A 24287-nucleotide genomic window follows, 5' to 3' on the forward strand; every position below is an offset into this window, starting at 1 on the left:
TGCACTATTAATTAACTATTTAAATAGTCCCTGTTAATTTTTCTTTCCATTGATGCCATCCATATTTTTTAGAAAAAATAAAAACCATAAAAGGATATAATAAAAAAACTGGCACAAAAGTTTCCCATCCTAAAGAGGGCTCAGAAATATCTACATACAATGCGTCGGTTTGAAAAACTGTCCAATCGGTAGTTACTAAAAATGCAGCAGTTATATTATTTGCTGCATGTAAACCTATGGCCAATTCTAACCCTTCATCCATAAGTGTTACAATACCGTAAAACAAGCCAGTACCAATATAATAAACCATTATGGTTTGACCTAGTTTCGCTACCTCTGGATTTGCACCATGAAGCAAGCCAAAAACTACAGAGGTTACTAATAAAGGAACCCATCTATTATTTGCAACAATGCCAATTCCTTGCATAAAATAGCCTCTAAAAAGAACTTCTTCAAAAGTTGTTTGAAAGGGTAAAAAAAGAAAAGAAATAATTACTAAAGTGAAAAAAGGCGTTGGATTAAAATTCCAAATAAAATTTTCGGGAGCAATTAGTAGCGAAAAAATAGTTAAAAGAACTGCTAAAATACCCCAAACAGAAAAACTGTACACTACTCGCTGCCAGTCAATTTTTTTTCTGCTAGTAATCATCGAAATAAACGATCTTTTATGAATGTATTTAACTCCAATCCACAAAAAAAACAAACCCGAAAAAAAAGTAAATATCATTAACATAAGCAGCAGATTTTTATCAATTCCGGCAGTAACAAAATTAGTACTTGCAAATTCTAAAAATTCAGAAATATCAGTAGCTTTAGAATACCCTACATAAACCAAAGGAATAATTCCTATGAATTGCCACCCAAAAAAGACAAATAGAATTGTAAAAACCCAATGATACCATTCATTTCTTCCTTTAACTGCTTGTAAAATAAAACTCATACTTTAAACCTTAAAATGCCATTTTTTATCTGAATTATACAATAGCTTTCCATTAGTAACCTCTAACGGACTCTCAAAATTATTGGTAAACAAACCTCCCGTCCCCAAACCTTGGGGCAAATTATTTTGTAAGGTATAAGTAAATTGTGCAATTGCATTTAAACCAACATTACTTTCTAAAGCAGAAGTTATCCACCAATCTGCATTATTGTTTTCTGCAATCGAAATCCACTCTTTAGCACCAGAAAAACCTCCAATTAAGCTAGGTTTTAAAATAATATAATGTGGTTTAATTGTTGATAGAATCAACTCTTTTTCTTTGGTAGAATGCACCCCAATTAACTCTTCATCTAAAGCAATAGGCAGTGGTGTTTGTTCACATAAAAGGGCCATTTCCTGGTATTGTCTTGGTTGAATTGGTTGTTCTATGGAGTGTAGCTCGAGTTCCGACAATCTTTTTAGCTTTTCTAATGCATGAGTTACCTTAAAAGCTCCGTTTGCATCTACACGAAGCTCAATATCTGCCTCAGAAAATTCTTTTCTTATACTTTTTAATAACGCCAATTCTGTTTCAAAATCTATGGCTCCAATTTTCATTTTTATGCAAGAAAAACCTGCGGATATCTTTTCTATAATTTGATTTTTCATAAACTGCTTGTCTCCCATCCAAACAAGTCCGTTTATATTAATTGGAGACTTTTTAGTCGTAAAATCGGACGGAAACAATTCAAATTCAGAAGTTGAATTTAATGATAAAAAGGCTTGTTCTAAACCAAATTGTATGGAGGGAAATGCCGATAACTGCATAAGCAATGTAGGTAAACCCAAATGAATATTTTTACATACCCAAATTAATTTTTCTTCATATTCTGGTACATCATCGCTACTTAAGCCTCTAAACAAACCCGTTTCTCCTACTCCGAATTTACCATCACTCTCGAGCATTAAAAACCATGTTTCTTTTGTTTTTAAAACTCCGCGAGAAGTACCACTCGGGTTTTTAAAATTAAGTATATACTTCTTGTAAGTTGCTTTTATCAAAATAAAAATGTTATTAATCTTTTTCTATAAAGTCTTTAAAATTATTTAAAATCAATTGATCTTGTGTTATAAAATTCCCTTTAAAAAAAGGAAACATACAACCCATTAAATAAGTTTCGCTTTGTCTTCTGGCATTTAATTCGATGGTAGTTTTGTCATTTTCTTCAGAAAAAAGATAGTCGTATTTTGTTAACATATTTTCTGCATCCATAAAAACGGTATACTTTTCTTTAGGAACATAAGCCATTACTCTTTCTGTAACAAAAATAGGTTGTTCTTGATTAAGTATTTTTAATTTATAAGTACTTCCTGTAATTCCAAAGTTTTTATTAATGGTTTCTATTTCCTGAATTTCTGGCATCCAATTTTTAGAGTTATCTATGTTGGTAAATGAAGTAAACACTTCATTTAAAGGCTTATTAATTGTCACTTTAACGGTGTATGTTGTTTCCTTAATTAAAAACCCTGTTGCTAAAAATGCAACAACCATTAAAGATATTATTACTAAAATGACTTTTATTGTTTTCATAAATACAATATTGAATACGTGATTTTGGGACTACAAAAATACCATTTTTTTGAGACCAAGTTGTGTTAAAAAAATTGTCCTATTGAAAAAAGTATTGCAAATAAGAAAGTACTCAGCGCCACCTTTTTTAACTCTGCATCTAAAGTTGCTGATACCTTATTTTTATATACTGTAATTATATTTTTAAACAACGGTATAAATGCTACTAAAAAAATAAGTTCAAAAAATGAACTAAAATTTATATAGACATACAAAAGTGAAGTAAATAAAGCCGTTAGTATGAGTAAATAATGATATATTTTTGCCCTTTTTTCTCCTAACCTAACCACCAAAGTGTTTTTATTATTTTTAATATCCTCTGTAAAATCTCTTAAATTATTTAAATTTAATACTGCTACACTTAAAAGTCCCACAGAAATTGCTGGTAAAAAAATAGGATAATCTATATTTTTTGTAACTAAAAAATAACTCCCAACAACGCTTAAAATCCCGAAAAACAAAAACACAAAAACATCACCAAAACCATGGTAACCGTAGGCAGAATTTCCTACAGTATATTTAATAGCAGCTACAATAGATGAAATTCCTAAAACAAAAAATAATATCGAATACACAAAATTATCTTTACCAAATGATACATAAATTAAGCACAAAGCTACTAGAAGAGTTAAAATAGTGGTTATAATCATAGCTACTTTCATCTGTTTTGGAGTAATTTTTCCTGATGAAACCATCCTAGCCTCGCCTAATCTTATTTTATCAGTTCCTTTTACACCATCTCCATAGTCATTTGCAAAATTAGAAAGTACTTGAAAGCCAATAGTAGTAAGTATTGCAAGCCAAAAAACGGAAGAACTAAAAATAGCATGCAAATAGTTGTGGGAAGTATTCGTAGCTATATTTCCCAAAAAAACGCCCATAATAATTCCTGAGATTGATAGCGGCAATGTTCTTAAACGAGCGGCTTTTAAATAACTTTTTACATCCATGTTTTATTGCTGTTTGCTATTTTAAAGAGTGTATAATTATAAATTTTTCTGGCTTTGTATAAATCGATACATGGTATTTTTATTTTGCCAGAAGCAGTTTGAAAAACTATATCTGCAATATTTCTTCTTGCTTGAAAATAATTTTGCTTTAATTGAATATTCTGCACTTTAAAAAAAGGCAAATATGTTTGATGTGTTTCTACAACTCCCGCTTTAATAAGTAACAATTCTTCTGAAAAAAGATACCTTCTTTTTTTGTAAATAAATGAAATAGCAATAGGTAATAAGGGAATAAAAAAAAGGTTTATAAGAAACGGATATTCACTATCAAAACCAATGTATAATAAAGTGTTCAATATCAATAAAAAAATTATACCTCTACTATAAAGGCGAACTTTATAATAAGAATTTACCTCGCTTTTTTTAAAACTATCTAAATTTTCGTTCGGATATAACAAGGTTTTTACTGTGTGTATCTCTTGGTTTTTACAGCCAACAATTTTAATTGTTTTTTGTTGCTTCTTACTCGAATTCCCGCTGATTGCCTGATTAAATGTAATATAAGAAATACCTAATTTCCTTTTTATAAAATTATCTGAAATAGTAATATGCTGCACTTTATCTTTTTTTAATACCAATGCTTTTTTAGTAAATAAACCTTGGTATATTTCTAAAGAAAAGTTTTTTAAAAACACTGTTAGCTTGTAATGATTTAAAAAAACGCGTGTTATTGAACTTAAAATTCCAACAATGCAAAGCAAAACTATCGAGGTAATTATAAAAATAATATTAGTTTGTAGTTGAGAAGTATTTTCTAAAATATATGTATCTAAAGCCAATTGTTTTCCAAATCCCTCTATTACATCACTTATTTGTTGATAAAACCCTAAGAGTATCGCAACAAAAAGTAATAAACTTTGCAAATGATTTTCTGTAAGTGCCACTTTAAAAAGTGCCGAAAAACCTATTTTTACAAATGGCTTATCATCTAATTTTTCTAAGTTTTCGGAAACATCATTATTAAAACTAGAAATGTTATCTTTTAATGCACTTGCCTCGCTAAAAGATAACGCTTTTATAGAAATTTCTGCAACAGATGAGCCTGCTGTTTCAATAATAACCTCGTGCACATTAATAAGCTGCTGTATGATATTTTGCTTAAAATTAATATTTTGAATTCTATCGAACGGAATAGAGGTTGTTGTTTTTTTTAAGATTCCTTTTTTTAGAACAAAATGGTGCTTATCTATTTTAAACTGAAAGTTTTTAAAAGATAAATAGGCAATTATTAAAAAAAATAGGAACAATAAAAATACACCTACATAAATATACAAAAGTGTAGTTTCTGGTATTTTAGAAATACGTTGCACAAAAATAAATAGCAAAGCCCAAAAGATTTTGAAAATTTTATAAAGAATCTGAAAATAGATAACAAAAATTCCTTTTTTTGATTGCTTTCTATAAACACTAAAATCTACGGAATTAAGCATCTATTTTTTGGGTAATAAATTCTTTAATTTGAGAAGCTTTATTTGCATCTAGCCCTTTTATTTTTAAATCGTCGCTACTATCACCAGCAGTATAAATACTAATAGAAACCAAATTAAAAAACCTAGAAACTGGTCCTTGGTCTATTTCTATGTGTTGTATTCTTTGAAAAGGAACGGTAGTAATTTTTCTAAAAAACACACCTTTTTTATATGAAATATCTCTTTCTCTAACTAAGTACTTTCTCTTCTTAAACCCAACAATAATAATAGTTGCCGAATAAATAAAAACTACAGAAAGTAAGATATATGCATAATTTATAACTTCTTGGTTTGATACAAGCTGATAAAAATCTACCAAATAGAGTACTAAAAACAATATTAAAAAGACAAAAAAAGTAGAAAGAATTAACACTTTGAGGTATTTTTTTTCTACAGGTAAAAAAGAAACCTCCTCTAGAGCAGGAAAATCATGAATTGCAATATTCTCAAAAGAATCTTTCATTTAGTTTTTTGCTAAAGCCTCTTTAATATGAATTGGTTTATTGTTTTTTAGTGCTTGTATAAAAACACCTTGGTACTTTTTTTGTAATTGTAGTTTTAAAGAGTCTGCTTCTTGGTAACTACTAAAACGTCCAAGACGGTATTTTGTGAGTCCGTTTTCATTAAAAATTTGCACTTCTTTTAGAGCTCTTAAAGAGTTATTTTGCTTTTCTAATGCCGCAATTTGGACTGTAAAAATAAGTTCTTCTTTTGTAGGTATTACTACTTTTTTATTAGGGATAACGGAGTCTTTAACAACTACATTATCTATTGGTAATTCTGTATTTTTTTCTTTATTTGAGCAAGATAAAAATACTAAAAACACCAAAAATAGGATATAGTTTCTCATTTTATAATTTATTAGCTTCTGATATTAATTCTGCAATATCTTTTACAGTAACTGAGGCCTCTTTTTCTTTGAATTTAATTCCGTCTGTCATCATTGTATTACAATATGGGCAGCCCGTTGCAATAATTTCTGGCTTTGTTTCAAGTGCGTCCTCTGTTCTTAAAATATTTACTTCTTTATCGCCTTTTTCGGCATCTTTAAACATTTGCGCTCCCCCTGCACCACAACACAAAGCTGTTCTTTTGCTTCGTTTCATTTCTGTTAAATTAACACCTAATCTTCGAATGAGGTCTCTTGGCGATTCATATACTTCATTTGCTCTACCTAAATAACACGGATCGTGAAAAGTAACTCTTTTTCCTTTTAAATTAGTGTTATTTATTTTTAAACGTCCTTCATTAATTAAATTCTGAATAAATTGTGTATGATGAAAAACTTCATAGTTTCCTCCCAAACCTGGGTATTCATTTTTTAGTGTATTGAATGAATGGGGATCGCAGGTAACTATTTTTTTTACCTCATATCCATTTAAAACTTCAATATTCATCATAGCCTGCATTTGAAAAAGAAACTCGTTTCCGGCTCTTTTAGCTGCATCTCCTGTAGAGGATTCCTCAACTCCTAAAACGGCAAAATCTACCTTAGCTTCATGAAGAATCTTTACAAAAGCCTTCGATATTTTTTTTGCCCTGTCGTCATAACTTCCAGCGGCGCCAACCCAAAACAACACCTCTGGTTGCTTTCCTTGTGCCATCATCTCTGCCATTGTTGGTACATTCATAACTCTTACTGTTTAAATCGTTAAAACTTGTATTTAAGTAGGTTTTTTACTCCTGTCTCGTATATTAAGAAAAATTTCAATCTCTAAAGAAGTCGTTAGCAATTCGTAAACAAATTGTTCAAATTATCCTTCTTTTGTCCAATTTAATCTATCTTGTTGATTGTATGGCCAAGGAGCTCCGTTATTTTCTATATTCGTCATCATAGCATTTAATTCTTGTGGTGCTGCACTCTCTTCCATCACCAAATACCTTCTCATATCCATAATTATAGAAAGCGGATCTATATTTACAGGACATTCTTCTACACACGCGTTACAACTTGTACATGCCCATAACTCTTCTGGGGTAATATAATCATTTAAAAGCTGTTTACCATCTTCTTTAAAAGTCCCATTATTTGCATCAATATTTCTTCCAACTTCTTCTAAACGATCTCTTGTGTCCATCATTATTTTTCTTGGAGACAACTTTTTACCAGTTAAATTTGCCGGGCAAGCAGAGGTACAACGTCCACATTCGGTACACGTATATGCATTCATTAATTGAACCCAGTTTAAATCTGTAACATCAGAAGCACCAAACTTTTCAGGAACTTCTTCTGTGGACTCATCTACAGGTGTCGCATAGGGATCTGCATCAGGATCTAACATTAATTTTACTTCGTTCGTAACCGATTCTAAGTTTGTAAACTGTCCTTTGGGCTGTAAATTTGCATAATATGTATTCGGAAAAGCAAGTAAAATATGCAAATGTTTTGAATAATAAAGGTAATTTAAAAATACTAAAATTCCTAAAATATGCAACCACCAAGCTGTTCTTTCGATAAGTTGTAAGTTTTCTGACGAGAAACCATTAAATAACGGAGATATAAACTGACTTATCACATTACCAGTTCCTGCTTGCTGAAAAGGCACATCTGTTGCATTCATCACCATAAAAAGAGCCATTAAAACCATTTCGAAATACAAAATAAAGTTTCCATCCTTCTTAGGCCAACCTTTCATTTCGCTACTTAAAAATCTTTTGATATTTGCTACGTTTCTTCGTGTCCAAAAAATTATAACTGCTACAAAAACAAGTGCTGCTAAAACCTCAAAGGAACCAATAAGAAAACCATAAGTAGCAGTACCAATATAATCTTTAAAAACCCTATGAGTTCCTAAAACACCATCTACAATTATTTCTAAAACCTCTATATTTATTATTACAAAACCAATGTAAACAATCAAATGTAATATACCAGAAATTGGTCTTCTAACCATTTTGCTTTGTCCAAAAGCTATGCTTAGCATATTTTTCCAGCGAGCAGATTTTTGGTCTGTTCTATTGATATCTTTTCCTAAATTGATGTTTCTAATTACTTTACGAATATTTAACGTAAAAAAACCTATACCAGCAATTAATGCAATGGTAAATAGAATGTTCGGAATATATTGCATACGAATAAAATTAATTTTTTGGTGATTCTTCGTAAGAATCTGGACTTTTACCAAAGATAGAAAAATGGATGTATCTTTTAGGATTTAACTTAATATCTCTTAACAATTGTTCTAACTCTTTGGTGGCAGCCTCTAAATTGTTATACATGTTTTTGTCATTAATAAGTTTACCAACAGTACCCTCTCCCGAATTAATTTTTTCTGATACACTGTTAAAATTAGAAATAGCATTTTCTGCATTTTTAATAATTTCATTAAAGTTTACTGATGCTAAACTGTCTGATACTTTACTAAAATTTTCTGTGATATTTTTAGTATTTTCTATACTATTCTTTAAAGATTCTTTGTTTTCTACAATCATTGTATTTACTGTTGAAACAGTAGATCTTAATTGATGAATTGTAGCGGACAAATCTGTAATTGAACGATTTACTTCAGAAATAGTTTTCTCATTTAAAATCTTATTAATACCACCAAACAAAGTGTCGGCACTAACCAAAACTTTTTCTATTTTTTGCTGTAACGGGTCTAATCGTTCGCCTATAGACGTAAATAAGCTTTCTTCCATCTCACCTGTTAAAAAATCTCCAGAAACTGCTGCTTCTCCATTATAATCGGGTATAATAGCAAGGCTAGAACCACTTAATGGGTTTGGAGAGTATATTTGTACCAAACTATTTTTAGAAAACTCGAAATCATTTTCTACATGAAAGGTAACAATTAAATAGCCTTTTTTTTCTGGGGTGGTATTAAACTCAATTTTATCTACTTTTCCTACTTTTAATCCATTTATGGTAACAGGGCTAGATTTAGACAATCCACCAATTTTTGCATACTCTACTTTAAAGACTCTAGTACCAGTATCAAATAAATTTGTTCCTTTAAGAAAATTAAATCCCCAAATAAAACCAACAACTATTACTACTGCTATTATCCCTACTTTTAACTCTTTAGACATATTTAAATTTTTACAAACAATATTACTATTATTTTTTTGTTGAAACCGTTAATTAGATGGTAATTTTAAGGCTTCTTCTACACTAATTTTTTCTCCATTTTTAAAGGCAACAATAAATGCTGTTTTGTAACCTTTTAACTTTGCCTCTTTTAAAGCTTTTTGTATATTTTTGTAGCTCGAACTATTACCATAATAATACTTAAAATAGGCACCAACTACTACCCTTTCTACATTTTTTAAACCTTTAAAATTATATGTTTTTGGTGCTATCTTGTTTTTACTTGAAGCAATTTGTACTTTATACATTATAAAGTTATCATTAGTATCTTCTTCGGATAAAACGACCGTATTTAATTTTAAATTTTCTACATACTTATAAATTGCATCTGCAATTGCAGTAGCCATTTGCGATTGCCCCCGACTAGAATTTAAATACCTTCCTTCTGTTTTGTTTGTTAAAAAACCTAATTCTACCAATACACTTGGCATAATTGTTTCTCGTAAAACCTGAAAATTATCTTGTTTTACCTTTCTATCATTTCTTTTTAGTTTAAAGGCAAAATTATGTTGAATTAAGCTTGCAATAGTTAAACTTTTGTCTAAATTTTCTTCTTGTAACAAAGACAAACCTATTACAGATTCTGCCGAATTAGGATCAAATCCCTTGTATTTATCTTGATAATTATCTTCTAATAAAACTACTGCATTTTCTCTTTTTGCAATCTCTAAGTTTTTCTTATTCCCTCTAAGTCCTAAAACAAAAGTTCCTGCCCCATATGCATTTGAAGTATGAGAATCGCAATGAATCGACACAAATAAATCGGCCTTTGCATGGTTAGCAATATCTCCACGTTTCCATAAATCTACAAAAACATCGTTCTTTCTTGTATATATTATTTTAACATCTGGTCTTTTTTCTAACTTTTTACCTACTAATAAAGCCACTTTTAAAGCAATGTTTTTCTCTTTAAAACCGTTACCTAAATTACCAGGGTCTTTCCCTCCATGCCCTGCATCTAAAACTATGGTGTAGCTTTTTTGTGCAGCTGCAGAGAAACTTATAAATAACATAGCTAAAAATACTACCCTAAAAAGAGTTGTTTTAGAAGTGTAAATATTTTTGTGTTTTTGTTGGGATTGCATCAATAAAATTTAACTAATTTTGAATTTTTAAATTTGGGGATTCAAAAAGTATACCCTATTTTAAATTAATACAAAAATAGTATTTAAAGCATTGCAAACAAACCTATCATATATTCTTTTATTTTGTAGCCTCTTTTTTACGAAGTTTACATACACTCAAGATATAAAATCTTCAAAAAAAATAGTGTTAGAAGCAATAAAAAAAGACACTTTATTACCTCTAAAAAAGGACACTGTTTTTAAAGAAAAAAAGGACAGTCTCGTTTTACAAAAAAAAGATAGTATCTCATTAGATTCTCTAAAACCGAAAGAAACTATTGAAGATATTATTGTTCATGTAGCAAAAGACTATACCATACAAGATGCTGTAAATAAAAAGGTTACTCTCTACAACGAAGCCAATATTACCTACACCGAAATAGACTTAAAAGCAGGAATTATAGTTGTAGATTATAAGAAAAACACTCTTTTTGCAAAAGGAATAATAGACAGTACGGGCTATGTACAAAAACCTGTTTTTAGACAAGGTAGTGAGGAAACTGTTCAAGATTCTATCATTTATAACTTTAAAACTAAAAGAGCACTTATTTACGGTTTAAAAACAAAACAAGGCGAAATGTTTACCTACGGAGAAAAAACAAAACGGGTAAACGACTCTACGTTATACATTCGTAAAATACGTTTTACAACCTCAGACAAAGACAATCCTGATTATTATATAGGAACAAGCAAAGCAAAAATTGTACCTGGAAAAAAAATTATTGTAGGTGGAAGTCAATTATTTTTAGCTGATGTACCAACACCTTTATTTTTACCATTTGCCTATTTTCCAATAACAGAAACAAGTGTTTCTGGTTTTTTAATTCCGGCTTTTGACACCGGTAACAGTGTTAGAGGTATTGGTTTTCAGAATGGTGGATATTATTTTGCCATAAATAATTATGTAGATTTAGCCATTACTGGCGATGCTTATTCTAACGGTAGCTGGGGCTTAAGAGCCAACTCGAACTATAATAAAAGATATCGCTTTAATGGTAATTTTAATTTTAGTTTCGAAAACAACATCAATGGTATTAGAGGTTTTGACGACTTTAGTAAGTCTAGTAATTTTAACATCAGATGGAGTCACAATCAAGACCAAAAAGCGAGTCCGAATTCTAGATTTTCTGCCTCTGTAAACTTAGGTAGCAGTAAATTTTTTAGACAATCTCAAAACCAATTTAACATTGCTCAAACACAAACTAATAGTTTTAACTCCTCTATAAATTACAGTAAAACATTTGTTGGCACACCGTTTAATATGAATGTAACCGCAACGCATCAACAAAATACAAATACAGAGCAAATAACAATGACCTTGCCATCGCTTACACTAAATATGAACAGAGTGTATCCGTTTCAAGGTAAAGGTGGTGTAAAGAAAAATGCCATTCAAAAAATGGGCTTCAACTATACGTTAGAGGGCCAGTATTTAATAAACACTACCGACAGTGAATTTTTAACAAGTAAAATGTTTGAAACTGCTCGTTCTGGTATGAAACATAGAACCGGAACAAACACCAACTTTAAAGCATTTAAATATTTTACGGTATCGCCAAGTATTAATTATGAAGAGGTTTGGCAATTCGATTATATCCAAAAAAAATACGATGCTAATGATAATATAGTTGTAACCGATACTTTACGTGGTTTTAAAAGTTTTAGAGAATACAATACTGGTGTAAGTATTGCTACAAATTTATATGGTACTTTTAATATTAACAAAGGACGATTAAAGGCAATAAGACATACATTTAGACCTACAATTTCCTATAATTACAGACCCGATTTTCAAGAAAAATACCTTCAACAAGTTAGAAATGGTAATAACCCAAACGACATTGAAAGCTATACTGCTTTCGATAGAGGTATTTATGGCGGACCGTCTGGTGGTCTAAGCAATTCTATAGGAATATCTTTAAACAATGTTTTAGAGGCAAAAATGGCACCCGAAGATCCAGATAGCGATGAGGAAGATAAAAAAGTTACCCTTTTAAACAACCTAAACTTTAGAACTAACTATAATTTAGCAGCAGACAGTTTAAAACTTTCTCCTGTTACTTTCTCTGCTGGAACCAGACTTTTTAAAGATAAGTTGGCCGTTAATTTAAGTGGAAGTTTAGATCCGTATAAAGTTATTAAAACAGCTTCGGGAAGCATTATTAATATTGATGAATTTAACCCAGGATTTTTAAGGTTAACCAATGCCAATTTAACTGCTAACTATTCTATTTCTAGTGAAGATTTTAAAAAAGATTCTAAAGAAGATACTCAGAATAACCAAAAAAGAGACCCTAATAACGCACCAGACGTAATTGGTGCAGATATAAACCCGACTGATGGTTTTGGAAGTCGTGCAGGAATAAATACTGATAAAAAAGATAAAAATAAATCGGCAGAGCTTTACAAAGCTACTATACCTTGGTCTATTAATTTAGCATATTCTACGAATTATAGAAATAATGGAATTGACAGTGGAGAAATTGGGGTTCATAGTTTAATGTTTAGTGGTAATGTAGAACTTTCTCCAAAATGGAAAATGGGATATTCTTCTGGATACGACTTTAAAGGCGGAGCTTTTACATTTTCTAGATTCAATTTTACTAGAGACTTAGACAGCTGGCAGTTCAATTTTAATTGGGTTCCTTTCGGTACAAACTCATCTTATACTTTTTTTATTGGCGTAAAATCTTCTGTTTTAGCCGATTTAAAATGGGATAAAAACAAGCCGCCAGACAGAAGGTTATTTTAATTCTTAAATAAAAAACTAAAATCTAAAAAATATGAAAAAAGTAATAACAACATCAAAAGCACCTGCTCCAATTGGCCCATATAACCAAGCAATTTTAAGTGGAAATACATTGTATACCTCAGGGCAAATAGCAATTAATCCAGAAAATGGTGAATTAGTTCTAAAAGATATAAAAACAGAAACGAAACAAGTTATGGAAAACATGAAACAGGTTTTATTAGCTGCGGATATGACTTTCGAAAACGTAATTAAATCCTCTATTTTTATCTCTGACATGAACAATTTCACAGAAATAAATGCTGTTTATGCAGAATATTTTAATGAAGAAACAGCTCCTGCAAGAGAAACTGTAGAAGTTGCCAACTTACCTAAATTTGTAAACGTAGAAATAAGCATGATTGCTGTTAAGTAAGTTTTTAACTTTTTGCTACCGCACTATTAAATATTTTACGCACAATTTGTCATTCTGTAAGAATCTTTATGCACTGTTGCTTACTCTTGCTTGAGACGCTTTCAGCGAGACAAACCGAATGGTTACTCTAAGAACTAAAAAAACCTGATAGAAATAAATCTATCAGGTTTTTTTTATAAATATATGAGTTTCTACTATAAAGTAGCTGCATACTCAATTAAATCTACAATTTTTGTAGAGTATCCCATTTCATTATCATACCAAGAAACAACTTTTACAAAGTTATCATTTAAAGCAATTCCTGCTTTGGCGTCAAAAATTGAAGTTCTAGTATCACCAACAAAATCTTGAGAAACTACTAATTCTTCAGTATATCCTAAAACACCTTTCATTGGCCCGCTTTCTGAAGCTGCTTTCATAGCCGCACAAATTTGGTCGTAAGAAGTTGCTTTTTCTAATTTTACTGTTAAATCTACAACAGAAACATCCATTGTTGGTACCCTAAAAGCCATACCTGTTAGTTTTCCGTTCATAGCAGGAATTACTTTTCCTACAGCTTTTGCAGCTCCTGTAGAAGAAGGGATTACGTTTCCAATAGCAGATCGTCCACCTCTCCAATCTTTCATAGACGGTCCATCTACAGTTTTTTGGGTAGCTGTAGCAGCGTGAACAGTAGTCATTAATCCTTCTGCAATACCAAAATTATCATGTAACACTTTAGTTATAGGTGCTAAGCAGTTGGTAGTACACGAAGCATTCGAAAAAATCTTTTGATCTGCTTTTAACTCGTGGTTATTTACTCCCATAACAAACATCGGAGTATGGTCTTTAGATGGTGCTGATAAAACTACTTTTTTAGCTCCAGCCTCTAAATGTTTTCCGGCCGTTTCTTCTGTTAAGAAAAAACCAGTAGACTCAATTACAAAATCTACACCTACCTCATCCCACTTTAAATTTGCTGGATCTCTTTCTGCAGTAATTCTAATTTCGTTTCCGTTAACAACTAATTTACCGTCTTTAACATCTACAGTACCATCAAATTTACCGTGTACAGAGTCATATTTTAGCATATATGCCAAATAATCTACATCTAACAAATCGTTAATTGCTACTACCTGAACATTGTCTCTTAAAACCGAAGATCTAAATGCTAATCTTCCTATTCTTCCAAATCCGTTAATTCCTACTTTTATCATCTTTTAAAACTTTATTTACGTATTATTAAATTATGTGGTCATAATATCAGAAACTCTTAAAAGTTCTTGATTAATAGAATGACCTCCTTTTATTGCATCTGCAATACTTGTACTTATTACTTCGTTATCTTTTAGACCAACCATTAAATTTGTTTTACCGTCTAAAATTAATTCTACAGACTTTACTCCTAACCTACTTGCCAGTACTCTGTCGAAACAAGAAGGTGAACCTCCTCTTTGCATGTGTCCTAAAACAGATACTCTAACATCATATTCCGGTAAGTTTTCTTCAACATATTTAGCTAACTCATATACGTTTTTACCAGATTTATCGCCTTCTGCAACAACAACAATGCTAGAAGATTTACCTGTTCTTCGGCTCTTCTTTAAAGATTCTAACATTCTGTCTAGCCCAAGGTCTTCTTCGGGAATTAATATCTCTTCTGCACCAGCACCAACTCCTGCATTTAAGGCAATAAAACCTGCATCTCTACCCATTACCTCAACAAAAAACAATCTGTTATGAGAAGAAGCAGTATCTCTAATTTTGTCAATTGCCTCTACAGCAGTATTAAGTGCGGTATCATACCCTAAAGTGTGTGATGTTCCAAAAATATCATTATCAATGGTTCCTGGAATTCCAATAACTGGGAAGTTAAATTCTTCATTAAAAATTACTGCACCTGTAAAAGAGCCATCTCCACCAATAACGACCATTGCTTCAATTCCGTTTTCTTTCAGGTGTTCATATGCTTTTGCTCTTCCTTCTTTAGTTCTAAATTCTTTAGATCTTGCAGATTTTAAAATGGTACCTCCTTTATTAATAATATTGTTTACGCTTCTTGCTGTAAGCTCAATAAAATCTCCATCAATCAAACCTTCATACCCTCGGTATACACCTACACAACTAACTCTGTAATAAGCACATGCTCTCACTACAGATCTTATTGCTGCATTCATTCCTGGTGCATCTCCACCAGAAGTCATGACCGCTATTTTCTTTATTTTCTTCATATTTATGTTTTGTAAATTTAATGCTTTTTAAGCAGTTTTAATAAAAAAACTACGAAATCGTTTTAGCCTGTTTTCCCTTTATTTAAAAAGCTTTTTATTCGGAAATAATTGAAATAAAAACCCTTATTCCTGTGTATTAAAAGTACAAAATTATGCGTTTATAAAAAGTAAAAAATGAATACGAATGTAAAGGAAAATTAAAATATTTTGCGAAGTCTACTTTTTTTTTAATTTCCTTCAAAATTCTCGAAAGGAACTCTTCTTGTTTGGGTAGTGTCCTTTTTAACAGACTTTACAACCGATTGCTTTTTTTTACTTTTAACGCCAATTTTAGAGAGTAAATCAGACAAAGTATTAAAGTTTACTTGGTATGAAAGTCCTATTCCTTGAGTGTAGCCCTGGTCTTCAATTGTATACTGAATTTCGTTTTGCCTATTAAAAATAACACCTCTAAAATTTCCTTCTTTATTCAGCAATACCTCTACCTTTACCTCTCCCACAACACTAGACTGTGTTTGTGTGCCTATTGGTACTCCTACTTTTCCGTTTATAATTACTCGATCACTTACTTGTGTGCTTACAGATAAATCTACTTGATTATCTATATTTAATCGATCTAAATCGTTATCTCTTTGTCCTTGTTGATAATCTACCCCGAGCTGAAATTTACTATCTGGACTGTTTAGCAAGCTTGAAAAAGCAGCAGCAATTGCACTAGAAGCTGTATTTGTGATTTGATCTGAGGCATTAAAATTAACTCTATCTGGATTTACAAAGTTACCAAAGGCTAATAAAGAAATAAATTGAGTTGTTTTTTCATTTACATTGTTATCGTTAAGAATAAATTCTAACTCGTTTGCTATTGTTGGGTCTACGTTCGTTAATAAAATATCTAACTCTTGTTTAGAGGTGAAAAGACCTCCCGTAATCCTTGCTACCAAATCTACTTCGATATTTCTATTTGAATTAAAATTTTCTAATAAAACACCGGGGTTTGCCTTTGCTTTGTATACGGCAGTTACGTCTAAATTTGCATCTGCCGGATTTCCGTTCCACGAAACAGTTCCTCCTTTTTGAATAACAAATGGTTTATTTACGATACCGCCATATTTAAAGTCATAAACACCCGTATCTACCACATAATCTCCAAACATATTAAATTTACCTCTGGTATTTATTTCTATTTGCAGGTTACCGGTTCCTTTTCCAGATAATTGACTCCCGTATACCTCATCTATAACCACCTGTGCAATAGCATCTTTAGTTACCTCTAACGTAATATTTAGTGTCAGACCTTTAAGCGCTTCAAGTGCAATTTCTTTTTGCCTTTCTTTTACAAGTTTATCGTCCGACTTAAAGTGAATAAGATTAAAACTATCTACTGTTTCTACATCTTTTAACGGCACAACAAAAACTGTTCCCGGCATCGATTTGGCATTAATATTAATGGTTAACCGGTCTGTTAACCCAAAAATATCTGCAGAGCCATCTATAAATGCAGTGCCATAATAAAGTGCCTCGTCTGAGTTTTCGGTGTCTAAAACCAATAAATTATCACTTTTTATATTTAAATCTAAAAACCATTGCTTAAAGTTTAGGTGAGAAATATTCCCTTCTAAAACTCCTTTTGTTTTAGATTTTGTATCAATCATTTTAAAATTTTCAATTATAAATGATTGTTGCAAAAGTGTAATTACCGATTCTCCCTCAAAATCATAATCTACGTTTAAGTAAGGAAATTTTAAGCCTGCATTTTTAAGCCGCAATGTTCCCTCCATATCCGGATTTCCCAAGAAACCTCGTAATGTAAAATTGCCCGTTGCACTTCCTCTTAAAGAGGATAACACATCTTTTCCGAGAGGACTAAAAGCCTCTAGTTGAAACTCTTCTAAAAAAACTTCCAAATCTATAATGGGTCTCTCTTCTGAAAAATCTAATTTCCCATTAGCGGCAATACTTTTTACATTTTTATTATCAATTGAAATAGCTACATCGTATTTTTTGTATGAATTATCTCCTTTGATATTTACAACAAGATCGCCTTGTTTAAAATCATTTACCTCAAAATTTTTAATTTTTAGTGCTGCTTCTGGATTGTAAATACTATCTTTTTGTATAAAATCTAAATGACCAGATAGTACTCCTTTTAATGCTAAACTGTCTATTTTAGGAAGAAAGCTTTGTAGCTTAACTTTGGTAAAATCTGCTAAAAATATTTTTTCATCATCTCCTTTTACACTTCCTGTAAACTCAATTTTTTGTTCATTAGAAACTAATTTAAACTTACTAAAGTTAAACTCATTGTTTGATAAATCGAAAGTTATTTTATCGAGATTTTCTGAGTCTGGATTGATATTCCAGGTGTTATTTTTAAAAATAAAAGATGATTTTTCGAATCCTAGCACAGATTTTCCTTCTTTGTTAAATGTATAAAAGAAATCGAGATTAAAGTTTTCGTTATTTTTATTTCCGCCTTTAAAAATAGACTTAAAATGCAGCGTGTCATTTTCTGTTCTATTAATTAAATTTAGTTTAGAAATTTTGTAATATTCGGTATTTACTTCACTGGCAGTTAGAGAAGTGTTGTATAATGGATTTTTATTATCGGTTAATAAAAAGATATCCTTTACCTCGTTATTGTAAGCAAAAATTCTTGGCGATGATAAATTGAACCGAAAAAGTTCTTTGTCTGAGTTTATTTTTCCTTTAAAACGAGTATTATCATCTATAAAAACTTTTGGAAAAAAAACATTGACTATTTTATTATATACACTAATATTAAAATCTAAAAATTGATTTGGAGCCACAGAATAAGGCTTATAATTTGTATAAATACTACCCAAAGCATTTTGTGCCACCTTACCTAATTCAGAAAAGTAAAACTTACCTGTAATATAGCCCTTTGCAATGTCTTCAGAAACAACTTCTATTGTTTTAATGCTATCTTTTAAAGATGAAGTAACCTCAAATTCTTTAAACCGAAATTCTTCCTTTTGATTGGTATACAATACATTTTTAAAAATGGCTTTTCCTACTATGTCATCAAAAGTATTTCCTTCAATATCTAAAGAAATAGCTCCTTTAACAATAGAAACAGTGTCTCTTGTAAATAAGTTGGTTTCTCTAAGATTTAGATATTTGATATCAGAATTAAAGTCGAACTTATTTACTTTAGAAGACAAATCTGCCAAACCGTTAAATTGCATTTTAAAATTATCATCATCAATTATAAGTTCTCCATCGAATTTATTATTTTGATATTGACCGTTTGCAGAAATATCTCTGTACGTATATTTATTAAAATTTAAATCGGAAATTGTACCAACAAATGAGGTATTTATGTTGTCTAGCAAAAAACCACTCCCATTTACTTCTCCTTCTAATGATACGTTTCCAAAATTATTATTGTTAAAAAATTTACCAACATTAAAGTTATTTAAAGAAACATTTCCTTTATATGACGCCTCGTTTATATTTTTAATATTGTTTATTTCCAAATCTGAAATAATACTTCCAATTTCAGAGTCTAACTCTAAAACAGCATCAATTTCTGTGGGAGTTACTTTAATATTTCCATTAATTGTAAAGACACCTAATTTGGCAAATTCCGAAGGAACATTTTTTCCTAAAACGTTTGGTAAAATATTCTTTAAATCTTTGTAAGTGGCTGAAGTATTTTTTAAATCTCCATTAAAAACTAGTCCATTTTCTAGATTAACAGCATTTAAAAAAGATAAATTACCCGATAAATTAATTCCGTTTTTTGAGGCTAGTTCTAACTTAGAAAGCAAGAAATTATTGAGTGTACCATTCATTTTACCCGAAAAATAAACTACATCATCTCCATTTAACTCTTTGTAAAACTTTTTTATTTCAAGTACTTTTAAGTTACTCTTTTTAAAATCTGCAGAAATTTTTACTCGATTACTAAAGTCTGCTAGCTCACCTTTTTTATACCTAAAAGTAATATCGCCCTTTAATGATGAGCTTTGTGTTTTTAGATGTGTGTTTACAAACTTCATTTTTGTGGATGAGTAACTAAAATTGGTAGTAAAATTAGCAACATTTAAACCTTGGTTTGTTGTAAAATATAATCCTCTAACTTTAGCATTAAATGCTGGTCCTAAAACTTGCATTTCTTGTAAATTACCTCCAATATTTGTTGCAGAAAAGGTAACTTCGTTTTCCTTGTTTTCATTAATTAATTTAAAATCTAGATTGTTAATATAAACATTGGCAGCATTTAGATTAAAAATTGGCTTTAAAGAATCTTTTGGTTTTTTGGGTTTAAAACTAGCTAAAAAGACACTCATATTATCAGTACTTTCATCTTTATAAGTCTTCATAAAATATGAGGCATTTTCTAGAGTGATATCGTCAAACAGAAACTTATTATTCATCATTTTACCAACACTTAAAAGAGAAGTACGAAGTTTTCCTACAAATATTAAAGTATCATTATGATGATCTCTAATCTCTATTTCTTTTAGCTGAACACTTCCTAAAAAAGACAAGTTTACTTTTCCTACTTTTAAGTTTACACCAAAATCTTCATGTATAGTATTCGTTACAAAACCACCAAGTTTTGTTTGTACAAATGATGTTGATAGTAGCATTGCACACAAAAATAAGAAGAGCACTATGTACCCAAGCCACTTCGCTATTTTTCTAAAACTATTTTTGATGATTGTAATACTTTTAAATTAGATTATTTTGATTATGAACTTAACAAAAATATTGCCAAGTATTACAAAGAACGTGCAAATTTTAGAAAGATTTAAATTTCTATTCTTAAAAAAAGGAAAATGACCGTAAAATTATACTTAATTTTGTATCAAATAATTCCATAAAATGAAATCGCCCGTTTATATTTTAGCAATTGAGTCTTCTTGTGACGATACTAGTGCAGCCGTAATATCTAACACTACTATTTTAAGTAATGTTACTGCAAACCAAGAGGTACATGCAAAATACGGTGGTGTTGTTCCAGAGTTGGCTTCAAGAGCACATCAACAAAACATTGTACCTGTAGTTGAACAAGCCCTAAAAAATGCAAACATAAAAAAAGAAGAGCTTTCGGCAATTGCTTTTACAAAAGGACCAGGATTAATGGGTTCTTTACTGGTGGGCACTTCGTTTGCAAAATCTATGGCGTTGGCACTAAACATTCCGTTGTTAGACATTAATCATATGCAAGCTCACATTTTAGCGCATTTCATTTCAGAAGAAAACACAAAATTACCTTCATTTCCTTTTATTTGCCTCACAATAAGTGGTGGTCATACTCAAATAGTAAAACTTACCAATTATTTTGAAATGGAAATTCTTGGTGAAACTATTGATGATGCAGTAGGCGAGGCTTTCGATAAATCTGCTAAAATCTTAGGATTGCCTTATCCTGGTGGTCCTCTAATAGACAAATATGCACAATTAGGCAATCCTAAAGCGTACTCATTTACAAAACCAAAAGTTGGAAATTTAGATTTTAGCTTTAGTGGCTTAAAAACTGGTATTTTATATTTTATCCAAAAACAAGAGCGAAACAATCCGAATTTTATAGCCGAAAATAGAAACGATATCTGTGCTTCTATACAACATACAATTGTTGAGATTTTAATGGATAAATTAAAAAATGCTGTCAAAGAAACAGGTATCAAAAACATTGCAATTGCAGGTGGCGTTTCTGCAAATACAGAAATTAGAAAACGTCTTTCTAAAGCAGAAAAATATTGGGGTTGGTCTACTTATATTCCGAAATTTGAGTATACTACAGACAATGCGGCTATGATTGCCATTACAGGCTATCTAAAATACATTCAACAAGACTATGCGAGTATGAATGTAACTGCAAAAGCACGATTAAAGGTAACCGATTAATCTTTTTACCAAATTTATTTCTGATGAAAATATTAAAAAACAGTTTTCTTTTTTCGGTATATTATTTTCTAAGCTGGACAATCTACTTTGTATTTGCTCGTTTATTTTTTTTAATTTTTCAGTTAGATAAAACCTTAGAAATAGATTTTTTAACTATTCTAAAAACTTTTGTATATGGTATAAAATTAGACTTTTCTTTTACTGCATATGTAAGTATAATTCCTTTTCTTATGGTTGCTTTTTCTGCTGTAACTCCAATTAAATACATCAAAAAAATAATACAATTTTATACTTTCTTTCTCTTAGTAATACTTAATTTATTATTATTAATAGATGCCGGTTTGTACAAACCATGGGGCTTTCGATTAGATACGAGTATACTTGCCTATATAGATACTCCCGAGTTAATGATAGCTTCTGTATCAAAAAAAATGCTTTTTCTTGGCACATTTTTTTTCCTATTAATTACTTATGTAAGTTGTAAAATATTCTCTAAAATTATTCAAAAAAAAATAGCTTTAATTAGTCCCAAAAACAAATTACAAATTCCAATATTTTTACTATTAACAGCGCTATTAATATTTCCCTTAAGAGGAGGTTTGCAAACAATACCAATAAACCAAAGCAATGTATATTTTTCTAAAAACATGTTTGCCAATCATGCTGCAATAAATTACTCTTGGAATTTTTTTAACACTCTTACCCATAAAACAAGTTCCAAAAACATTTACAAAACGATAGAGGATAAGATCGCTAACAATAGTATTTCTAATAGAAACAAACTACTAAAAACAAGTGCTATAGACAGCATTTTAAAAACAGATAAACCTAATGTTATACTTATTATTTGGGAAGGTTTAACAGCAAAAGTGGTAGGTGTATTAGACGGAGAACCCACAGTAACACCTAATTTTAATAGCTACGCAAAACAAGGAATTCTTTTTACCAATTATTTTGCAAACGGAGATAGAACAGATAAAGGAATTCCTGCTATTTTAAGCGGTTATTATCCATTACCTACAAAAAGGGTTATGAGGATGCCTAACAAAACTAGAAAATTACCAATGTTACCTCAAAAAATGATTTCTGAAGGTTACGAAACTTCGTTTTATTACGGTGGTGATTTAAATTTTGGCAACATGAATACCTATCTACGAAATGCCGGAATTACAAATTTTGTTGATGGAAACAGCTTTAGCAAAAAAGATTGGAACGACAAATGGGGTGTACACGATCATGTTCTTATAAATCGTTTTATAAAAGACTTTAAGGAAGATAACAAAAAGCCTTTCTTTAAAATAGCCCTTACACTAAGCAGTCATGAACCGTTTCAATTTCCCGACACGTATCAGTTTGGAAGAGATACCGAAGACAACTTATTTAGAAGCTCACACTTTTATACCGACAAAGCCATTGGTAAGTTCTTAGATTTCGCAGTAAAACAACCTTGGTACAAAAATACGCTTATTGTAATTATGGCAGATCACGGACATGGTTCTCCTAAACATGATGGATTATTTAATGGCCCAAAAAAATTTAAAATTCCAATGCTATGGTTAGGTGGTGCTTTGCATAAAACAGGACTAGAAATAGACTCTTATTCTAGTCAGGTAGATTTTTCTTACACCCTACTAGACTTACTAAAAATTAACAACTCTCAGTTTACTTTTGGAAATCATCTTTTTAATAACTCACCCAAAAAATATGCTTATTTTAATTTTAATAAAGGGTTTGGGGTTGTAGATAAAAACAACGAATTTATTTTTGATTTTGTAAGCAATAAAACAATCTTGAAAAAAGGACCTGAAACTGCACTGCTAGATACTTTAGGTAGAGCAATTTCTCAAAGAATTTACAAAGATTTTTTAAATCGATAAGTGGTAAAAATAAAATAGTTATTAAGAATAAATGTCATTTAAAATCTTAGCCAAACGAATTCCTCCTTTTTGTAATTGTTGTCTTACAATTCCAAAATAATCGTAAGAATACCTATATCTGAGGTTTTCGCCAACTGTAACTGATTTGTATACTTTTTTTGTTAACTGATGAACTTCATTTACCCAATCTACCACAGAACCGTTTTCTATGGCAGCTTTTTGTCTTTTAGATAAGTATTGCGCATTATCTGCCAATTCTAAATAACTCATATTCCAAGCCTCTATCATCTTGGTATCCCAAACTGCATGTAAATTTGTTCCTTGCCCAAACCATTGAACTTGTATTGTATTGCCACCTTTATCTTCACGCTGCCCAATGTGCATTGGTTGATGTAAATCTCCTACAAAATGTACCAACATTTTTAAATAAAAAACCTTGTCTTGCTCAGCACTATTAGCATCCTTTAGAACTTCTATACATTTATTTATTCCGGTAACTAGATCTCCTTTAGGATTTTTTTCTGCAGTTTCGTAAGTATCATCCAAATTCATGTTCACATAATGAAGTGGAGAAAACTCACGATATTTTTTGTCCGATTTAATCTCATCTCCAAAAGTAGAAACAAAAGCTAAACTTTGTCCATTTAATAACTTATCAATCTTTCTTTTCGCTTTTCTAGTTAAATAAGACTCTGCTATTTTACCAGTTGCTCTATGTCCGTTTTGACCCCAAAAAAAGGGTTTGTCATGTTTAGTGGTAGAGAAAGTAAGTAGAGATACTAATAAAATAATGTAAGCTTTCATGTGTAAATTATTAAAATTATTTTTTTGCTAATTTATAAATATTATAAAGAATATTTTTAGAAACTTAAAAAAATAAATCATATATTTACGATATCAATTTAATATTAAAATAAAAC

19 protein-coding genes are annotated in these 24287 nt (G+C 30.5%); 4 read left to right on the forward strand and 15 right to left on the reverse strand.

Going from position 1 to position 24287, the window contains the following annotated elements; all coding sequences use genetic code 11:
- Positions 1 to 19 precede the first annotated feature (19 nt).
- The 11 genes from WHD54_RS02255 to WHD54_RS02305 all read right to left on the reverse strand — a co-directional run bounded on the left by WHD54_RS02255 (position 20) and on the right by WHD54_RS02305 (position 10200).
- Positions 20 to 940, reverse strand: a complete 921-nt coding sequence (locus tag WHD54_RS02255; protein WP_088323040.1) for a CPBP family intramembrane glutamic endopeptidase — start codon at positions 938 to 940, stop codon at positions 20 to 22.
- 3 nt (positions 941 to 943) lie between these two features.
- A complete protein-coding gene (locus tag WHD54_RS02260; RefSeq protein WP_088323041.1) occupies positions 944 to 1981 on the reverse strand; it encodes an o-succinylbenzoate synthase in 1038 nt (345 codons plus the stop codon).
- 13 nt (positions 1982 to 1994) lie between these two features.
- Complete coding sequence (locus WHD54_RS02265) at positions 1995 to 2510, reverse strand: SRPBCC family protein (protein WP_088323042.1); 516 nt, start codon at positions 2508 to 2510, stop codon at positions 1995 to 1997.
- 65 nt (positions 2511 to 2575) lie between these two features.
- On the reverse strand, positions 2576 to 3499 hold the full coding sequence (menA, locus tag WHD54_RS02270) for a 1,4-dihydroxy-2-naphthoate octaprenyltransferase (protein ID WP_088323043.1): 924 nt from the start codon (positions 3497 to 3499) through the stop codon (positions 2576 to 2578).
- The gene (locus WHD54_RS02275; RefSeq protein ID WP_233130958.1) at positions 3490 to 4884 is read right to left on the reverse strand and encodes a PH domain-containing protein; all 1395 of its coding nucleotides are present in this window, start codon (positions 4882 to 4884) and stop codon (positions 3490 to 3492) included. Before WHD54_RS02275 ends, menA begins: the two co-directional genes overlap by 10 nt.
- A gap of 97 nt (positions 4885 to 4981) precedes the next feature.
- Positions 4982 to 5491, reverse strand: a complete 510-nt coding sequence (locus WHD54_RS02280; RefSeq protein WP_088323045.1) for a PH domain-containing protein — start codon at positions 5489 to 5491, stop codon at positions 4982 to 4984.
- Positions 5492 to 5878, reverse strand: a complete 387-nt coding sequence (locus WHD54_RS02285; RefSeq protein ID WP_088323046.1) for an SPOR domain-containing protein — start codon at positions 5876 to 5878, stop codon at positions 5492 to 5494.
- 1 nt (position 5879) lies between these two features.
- On the reverse strand, positions 5880 to 6659 hold the full coding sequence (locus WHD54_RS02290; protein ID WP_088323047.1) for a (Fe-S)-binding protein: 780 nt from the start codon (positions 6657 to 6659) through the stop codon (positions 5880 to 5882).
- Between the two features lie 123 nt (positions 6660 to 6782).
- Positions 6783 to 8099 carry a (Fe-S)-binding protein gene (locus WHD54_RS02295; protein ID WP_088323048.1) on the reverse strand — a complete coding sequence of 439 codons (1317 nt, stop codon included), beginning with the start codon at positions 8097 to 8099 and terminating at the stop codon, positions 6783 to 6785.
- Positions 8100 to 8109: 10 nt separating this feature from the next.
- Positions 8110 to 9057, reverse strand: coding sequence for an MlaD family protein (locus WHD54_RS02300; RefSeq protein ID WP_088323049.1), 948 nt, complete (start codon positions 9055 to 9057; stop codon positions 8110 to 8112).
- Positions 9058 to 9105: 48 nt separating this feature from the next.
- Positions 9106 to 10200, reverse strand: a complete 1095-nt coding sequence (locus WHD54_RS02305) for an N-acetylmuramoyl-L-alanine amidase family protein (protein ID WP_088323050.1) — start codon at positions 10198 to 10200, stop codon at positions 9106 to 9108.
- A 184-nt stretch (positions 10201 to 10384) separates the two neighbouring features.
- Between WHD54_RS02305 and WHD54_RS02310 the strand changes: the two genes are divergently transcribed.
- Both WHD54_RS02310 and WHD54_RS02315 read left to right on the forward strand, forming a co-directional pair.
- Entirely contained in the window at positions 10385 to 12991 is a 2607-nt protein-coding gene (locus WHD54_RS02310) for a putative LPS assembly protein LptD (protein ID WP_233130959.1), read from the forward strand.
- Between the two features lie 31 nt (positions 12992 to 13022).
- Positions 13023 to 13403 carry a Rid family detoxifying hydrolase gene (locus WHD54_RS02315; RefSeq protein ID WP_088323051.1) on the forward strand — a complete coding sequence of 127 codons (381 nt, stop codon included), beginning with the start codon at positions 13023 to 13025 and terminating at the stop codon, positions 13401 to 13403.
- 194 nt (positions 13404 to 13597) lie between these two features.
- Here WHD54_RS02315 and gap read toward each other — a convergent pair whose 3' ends face one another.
- The 3 genes from gap to WHD54_RS02330 all read right to left on the reverse strand — a co-directional run bounded on the left by gap (position 13598) and on the right by WHD54_RS02330 (position 20229).
- Positions 13598 to 14599, reverse strand: a complete 1002-nt coding sequence (gap, locus tag WHD54_RS02320; protein ID WP_088323052.1) for a type I glyceraldehyde-3-phosphate dehydrogenase — start codon at positions 14597 to 14599, stop codon at positions 13598 to 13600.
- A gap of 30 nt (positions 14600 to 14629) precedes the next feature.
- Positions 14630 to 15613, reverse strand: coding sequence for a 6-phosphofructokinase (gene pfkA, locus WHD54_RS02325; protein WP_088323053.1), 984 nt, complete (start codon positions 15611 to 15613; stop codon positions 14630 to 14632).
- A 227-nt stretch (positions 15614 to 15840) separates the two neighbouring features.
- A complete protein-coding gene (locus WHD54_RS02330; RefSeq protein ID WP_088323054.1) occupies positions 15841 to 20229 on the reverse strand; it encodes a translocation/assembly module TamB domain-containing protein in 4389 nt (1462 codons plus the stop codon).
- A 235-nt stretch (positions 20230 to 20464) separates the two neighbouring features.
- Between WHD54_RS02330 and tsaD the strand changes: the two genes are divergently transcribed.
- Together tsaD and WHD54_RS02340 are read left to right on the forward strand one after the other, a co-directional pair.
- Positions 20465 to 21490, forward strand: coding sequence for a tRNA (adenosine(37)-N6)-threonylcarbamoyltransferase complex transferase subunit TsaD (tsaD, locus tag WHD54_RS02335; protein WP_088323055.1), 1026 nt, complete (start codon positions 20465 to 20467; stop codon positions 21488 to 21490).
- 23 nt (positions 21491 to 21513) lie between these two features.
- Positions 21514 to 23367, forward strand: coding sequence for an LTA synthase family protein (locus WHD54_RS02340; protein WP_088323056.1), 1854 nt, complete (start codon positions 21514 to 21516; stop codon positions 23365 to 23367).
- Between the two features lie 21 nt (positions 23368 to 23388).
- Here the strand turns inward: WHD54_RS02340 and WHD54_RS02345 are convergent, their stop codons facing one another.
- Positions 23389 to 24171, reverse strand: coding sequence for a S1/P1 nuclease (locus tag WHD54_RS02345; protein ID WP_088323057.1), 783 nt, complete (start codon positions 24169 to 24171; stop codon positions 23389 to 23391).
- Positions 24172 to 24287: the final 116 nt, after the last annotated feature.

Source organism: Polaribacter tangerinus, from assembly GCF_038024095.1.
GTDB classification, from domain to species: domain Bacteria; phylum Bacteroidota; class Bacteroidia; order Flavobacteriales; family Flavobacteriaceae; genus Polaribacter; species Polaribacter tangerinus.

Excerpts from the sequence above, each read along its gene's own strand:
- WHD54_RS02280 (WP_088323045.1), bottom strand. The coding sequence starts at position 5,491 with ATGAAAGATTCTTTTGAGAATATTGCAATTCATGATTTTCCTGCTCTA.
- tsaD (WP_088323055.1), top strand. The coding sequence starts at position 20,465 with ATGAAATCGCCCGTTTATATTTTAGCAATTGAGTCTTCTTGTGACGAT.
- WHD54_RS02255 (WP_088323040.1), bottom strand. The coding sequence starts at position 940 with ATGAGTTTTATTTTACAAGCAGTTAAAGGAAGAAATGAATGGTATCAT.
- WHD54_RS02290 (WP_088323047.1), bottom strand. The coding sequence starts at position 6,659 with ATGAATGTACCAACAATGGCAGAGATGATGGCACAAGGAAAGCAACCA.
- pfkA (WP_088323053.1), bottom strand. The coding sequence starts at position 15,613 with ATGAAGAAAATAAAGAAAATAGCGGTCATGACTTCTGGTGGAGATGCA.
- WHD54_RS02315 (WP_088323051.1), top strand. The coding sequence starts at position 13,023 with ATGAAAAAAGTAATAACAACATCAAAAGCACCTGCTCCAATTGGCCCA.
- WHD54_RS02340 (WP_088323056.1), top strand. The coding sequence starts at position 21,514 with ATGAAAATATTAAAAAACAGTTTTCTTTTTTCGGTATATTATTTTCTA.
- WHD54_RS02345 (WP_088323057.1), bottom strand. The coding sequence starts at position 24,171 with ATGAAAGCTTACATTATTTTATTAGTATCTCTACTTACTTTCTCTACC.
- WHD54_RS02265 (WP_088323042.1), bottom strand. The coding sequence starts at position 2,510 with ATGAAAACAATAAAAGTCATTTTAGTAATAATATCTTTAATGGTTGTT.
- menA (WP_088323043.1), bottom strand. The coding sequence starts at position 3,499 with ATGGATGTAAAAAGTTATTTAAAAGCCGCTCGTTTAAGAACATTGCCG.
- WHD54_RS02295 (WP_088323048.1), bottom strand. The coding sequence starts at position 8,099 with ATGCAATATATTCCGAACATTCTATTTACCATTGCATTAATTGCTGGT.
- WHD54_RS02305 (WP_088323050.1), bottom strand. The coding sequence starts at position 10,200 with ATGCAATCCCAACAAAAACACAAAAATATTTACACTTCTAAAACAACT.
- WHD54_RS02285 (WP_088323046.1), bottom strand. The coding sequence starts at position 5,878 with ATGAGAAACTATATCCTATTTTTGGTGTTTTTAGTATTTTTATCTTGC.
- WHD54_RS02300 (WP_088323049.1), bottom strand. The coding sequence starts at position 9,057 with ATGTCTAAAGAGTTAAAAGTAGGGATAATAGCAGTAGTAATAGTTGTT.
- WHD54_RS02330 (WP_088323054.1), bottom strand. The coding sequence starts at position 20,229 with ATGCTACTATCAACATCATTTGTACAAACAAAACTTGGTGGTTTTGTA.
- gap (WP_088323052.1), bottom strand. The coding sequence starts at position 14,599 with ATGATAAAAGTAGGAATTAACGGATTTGGAAGAATAGGAAGATTAGCA.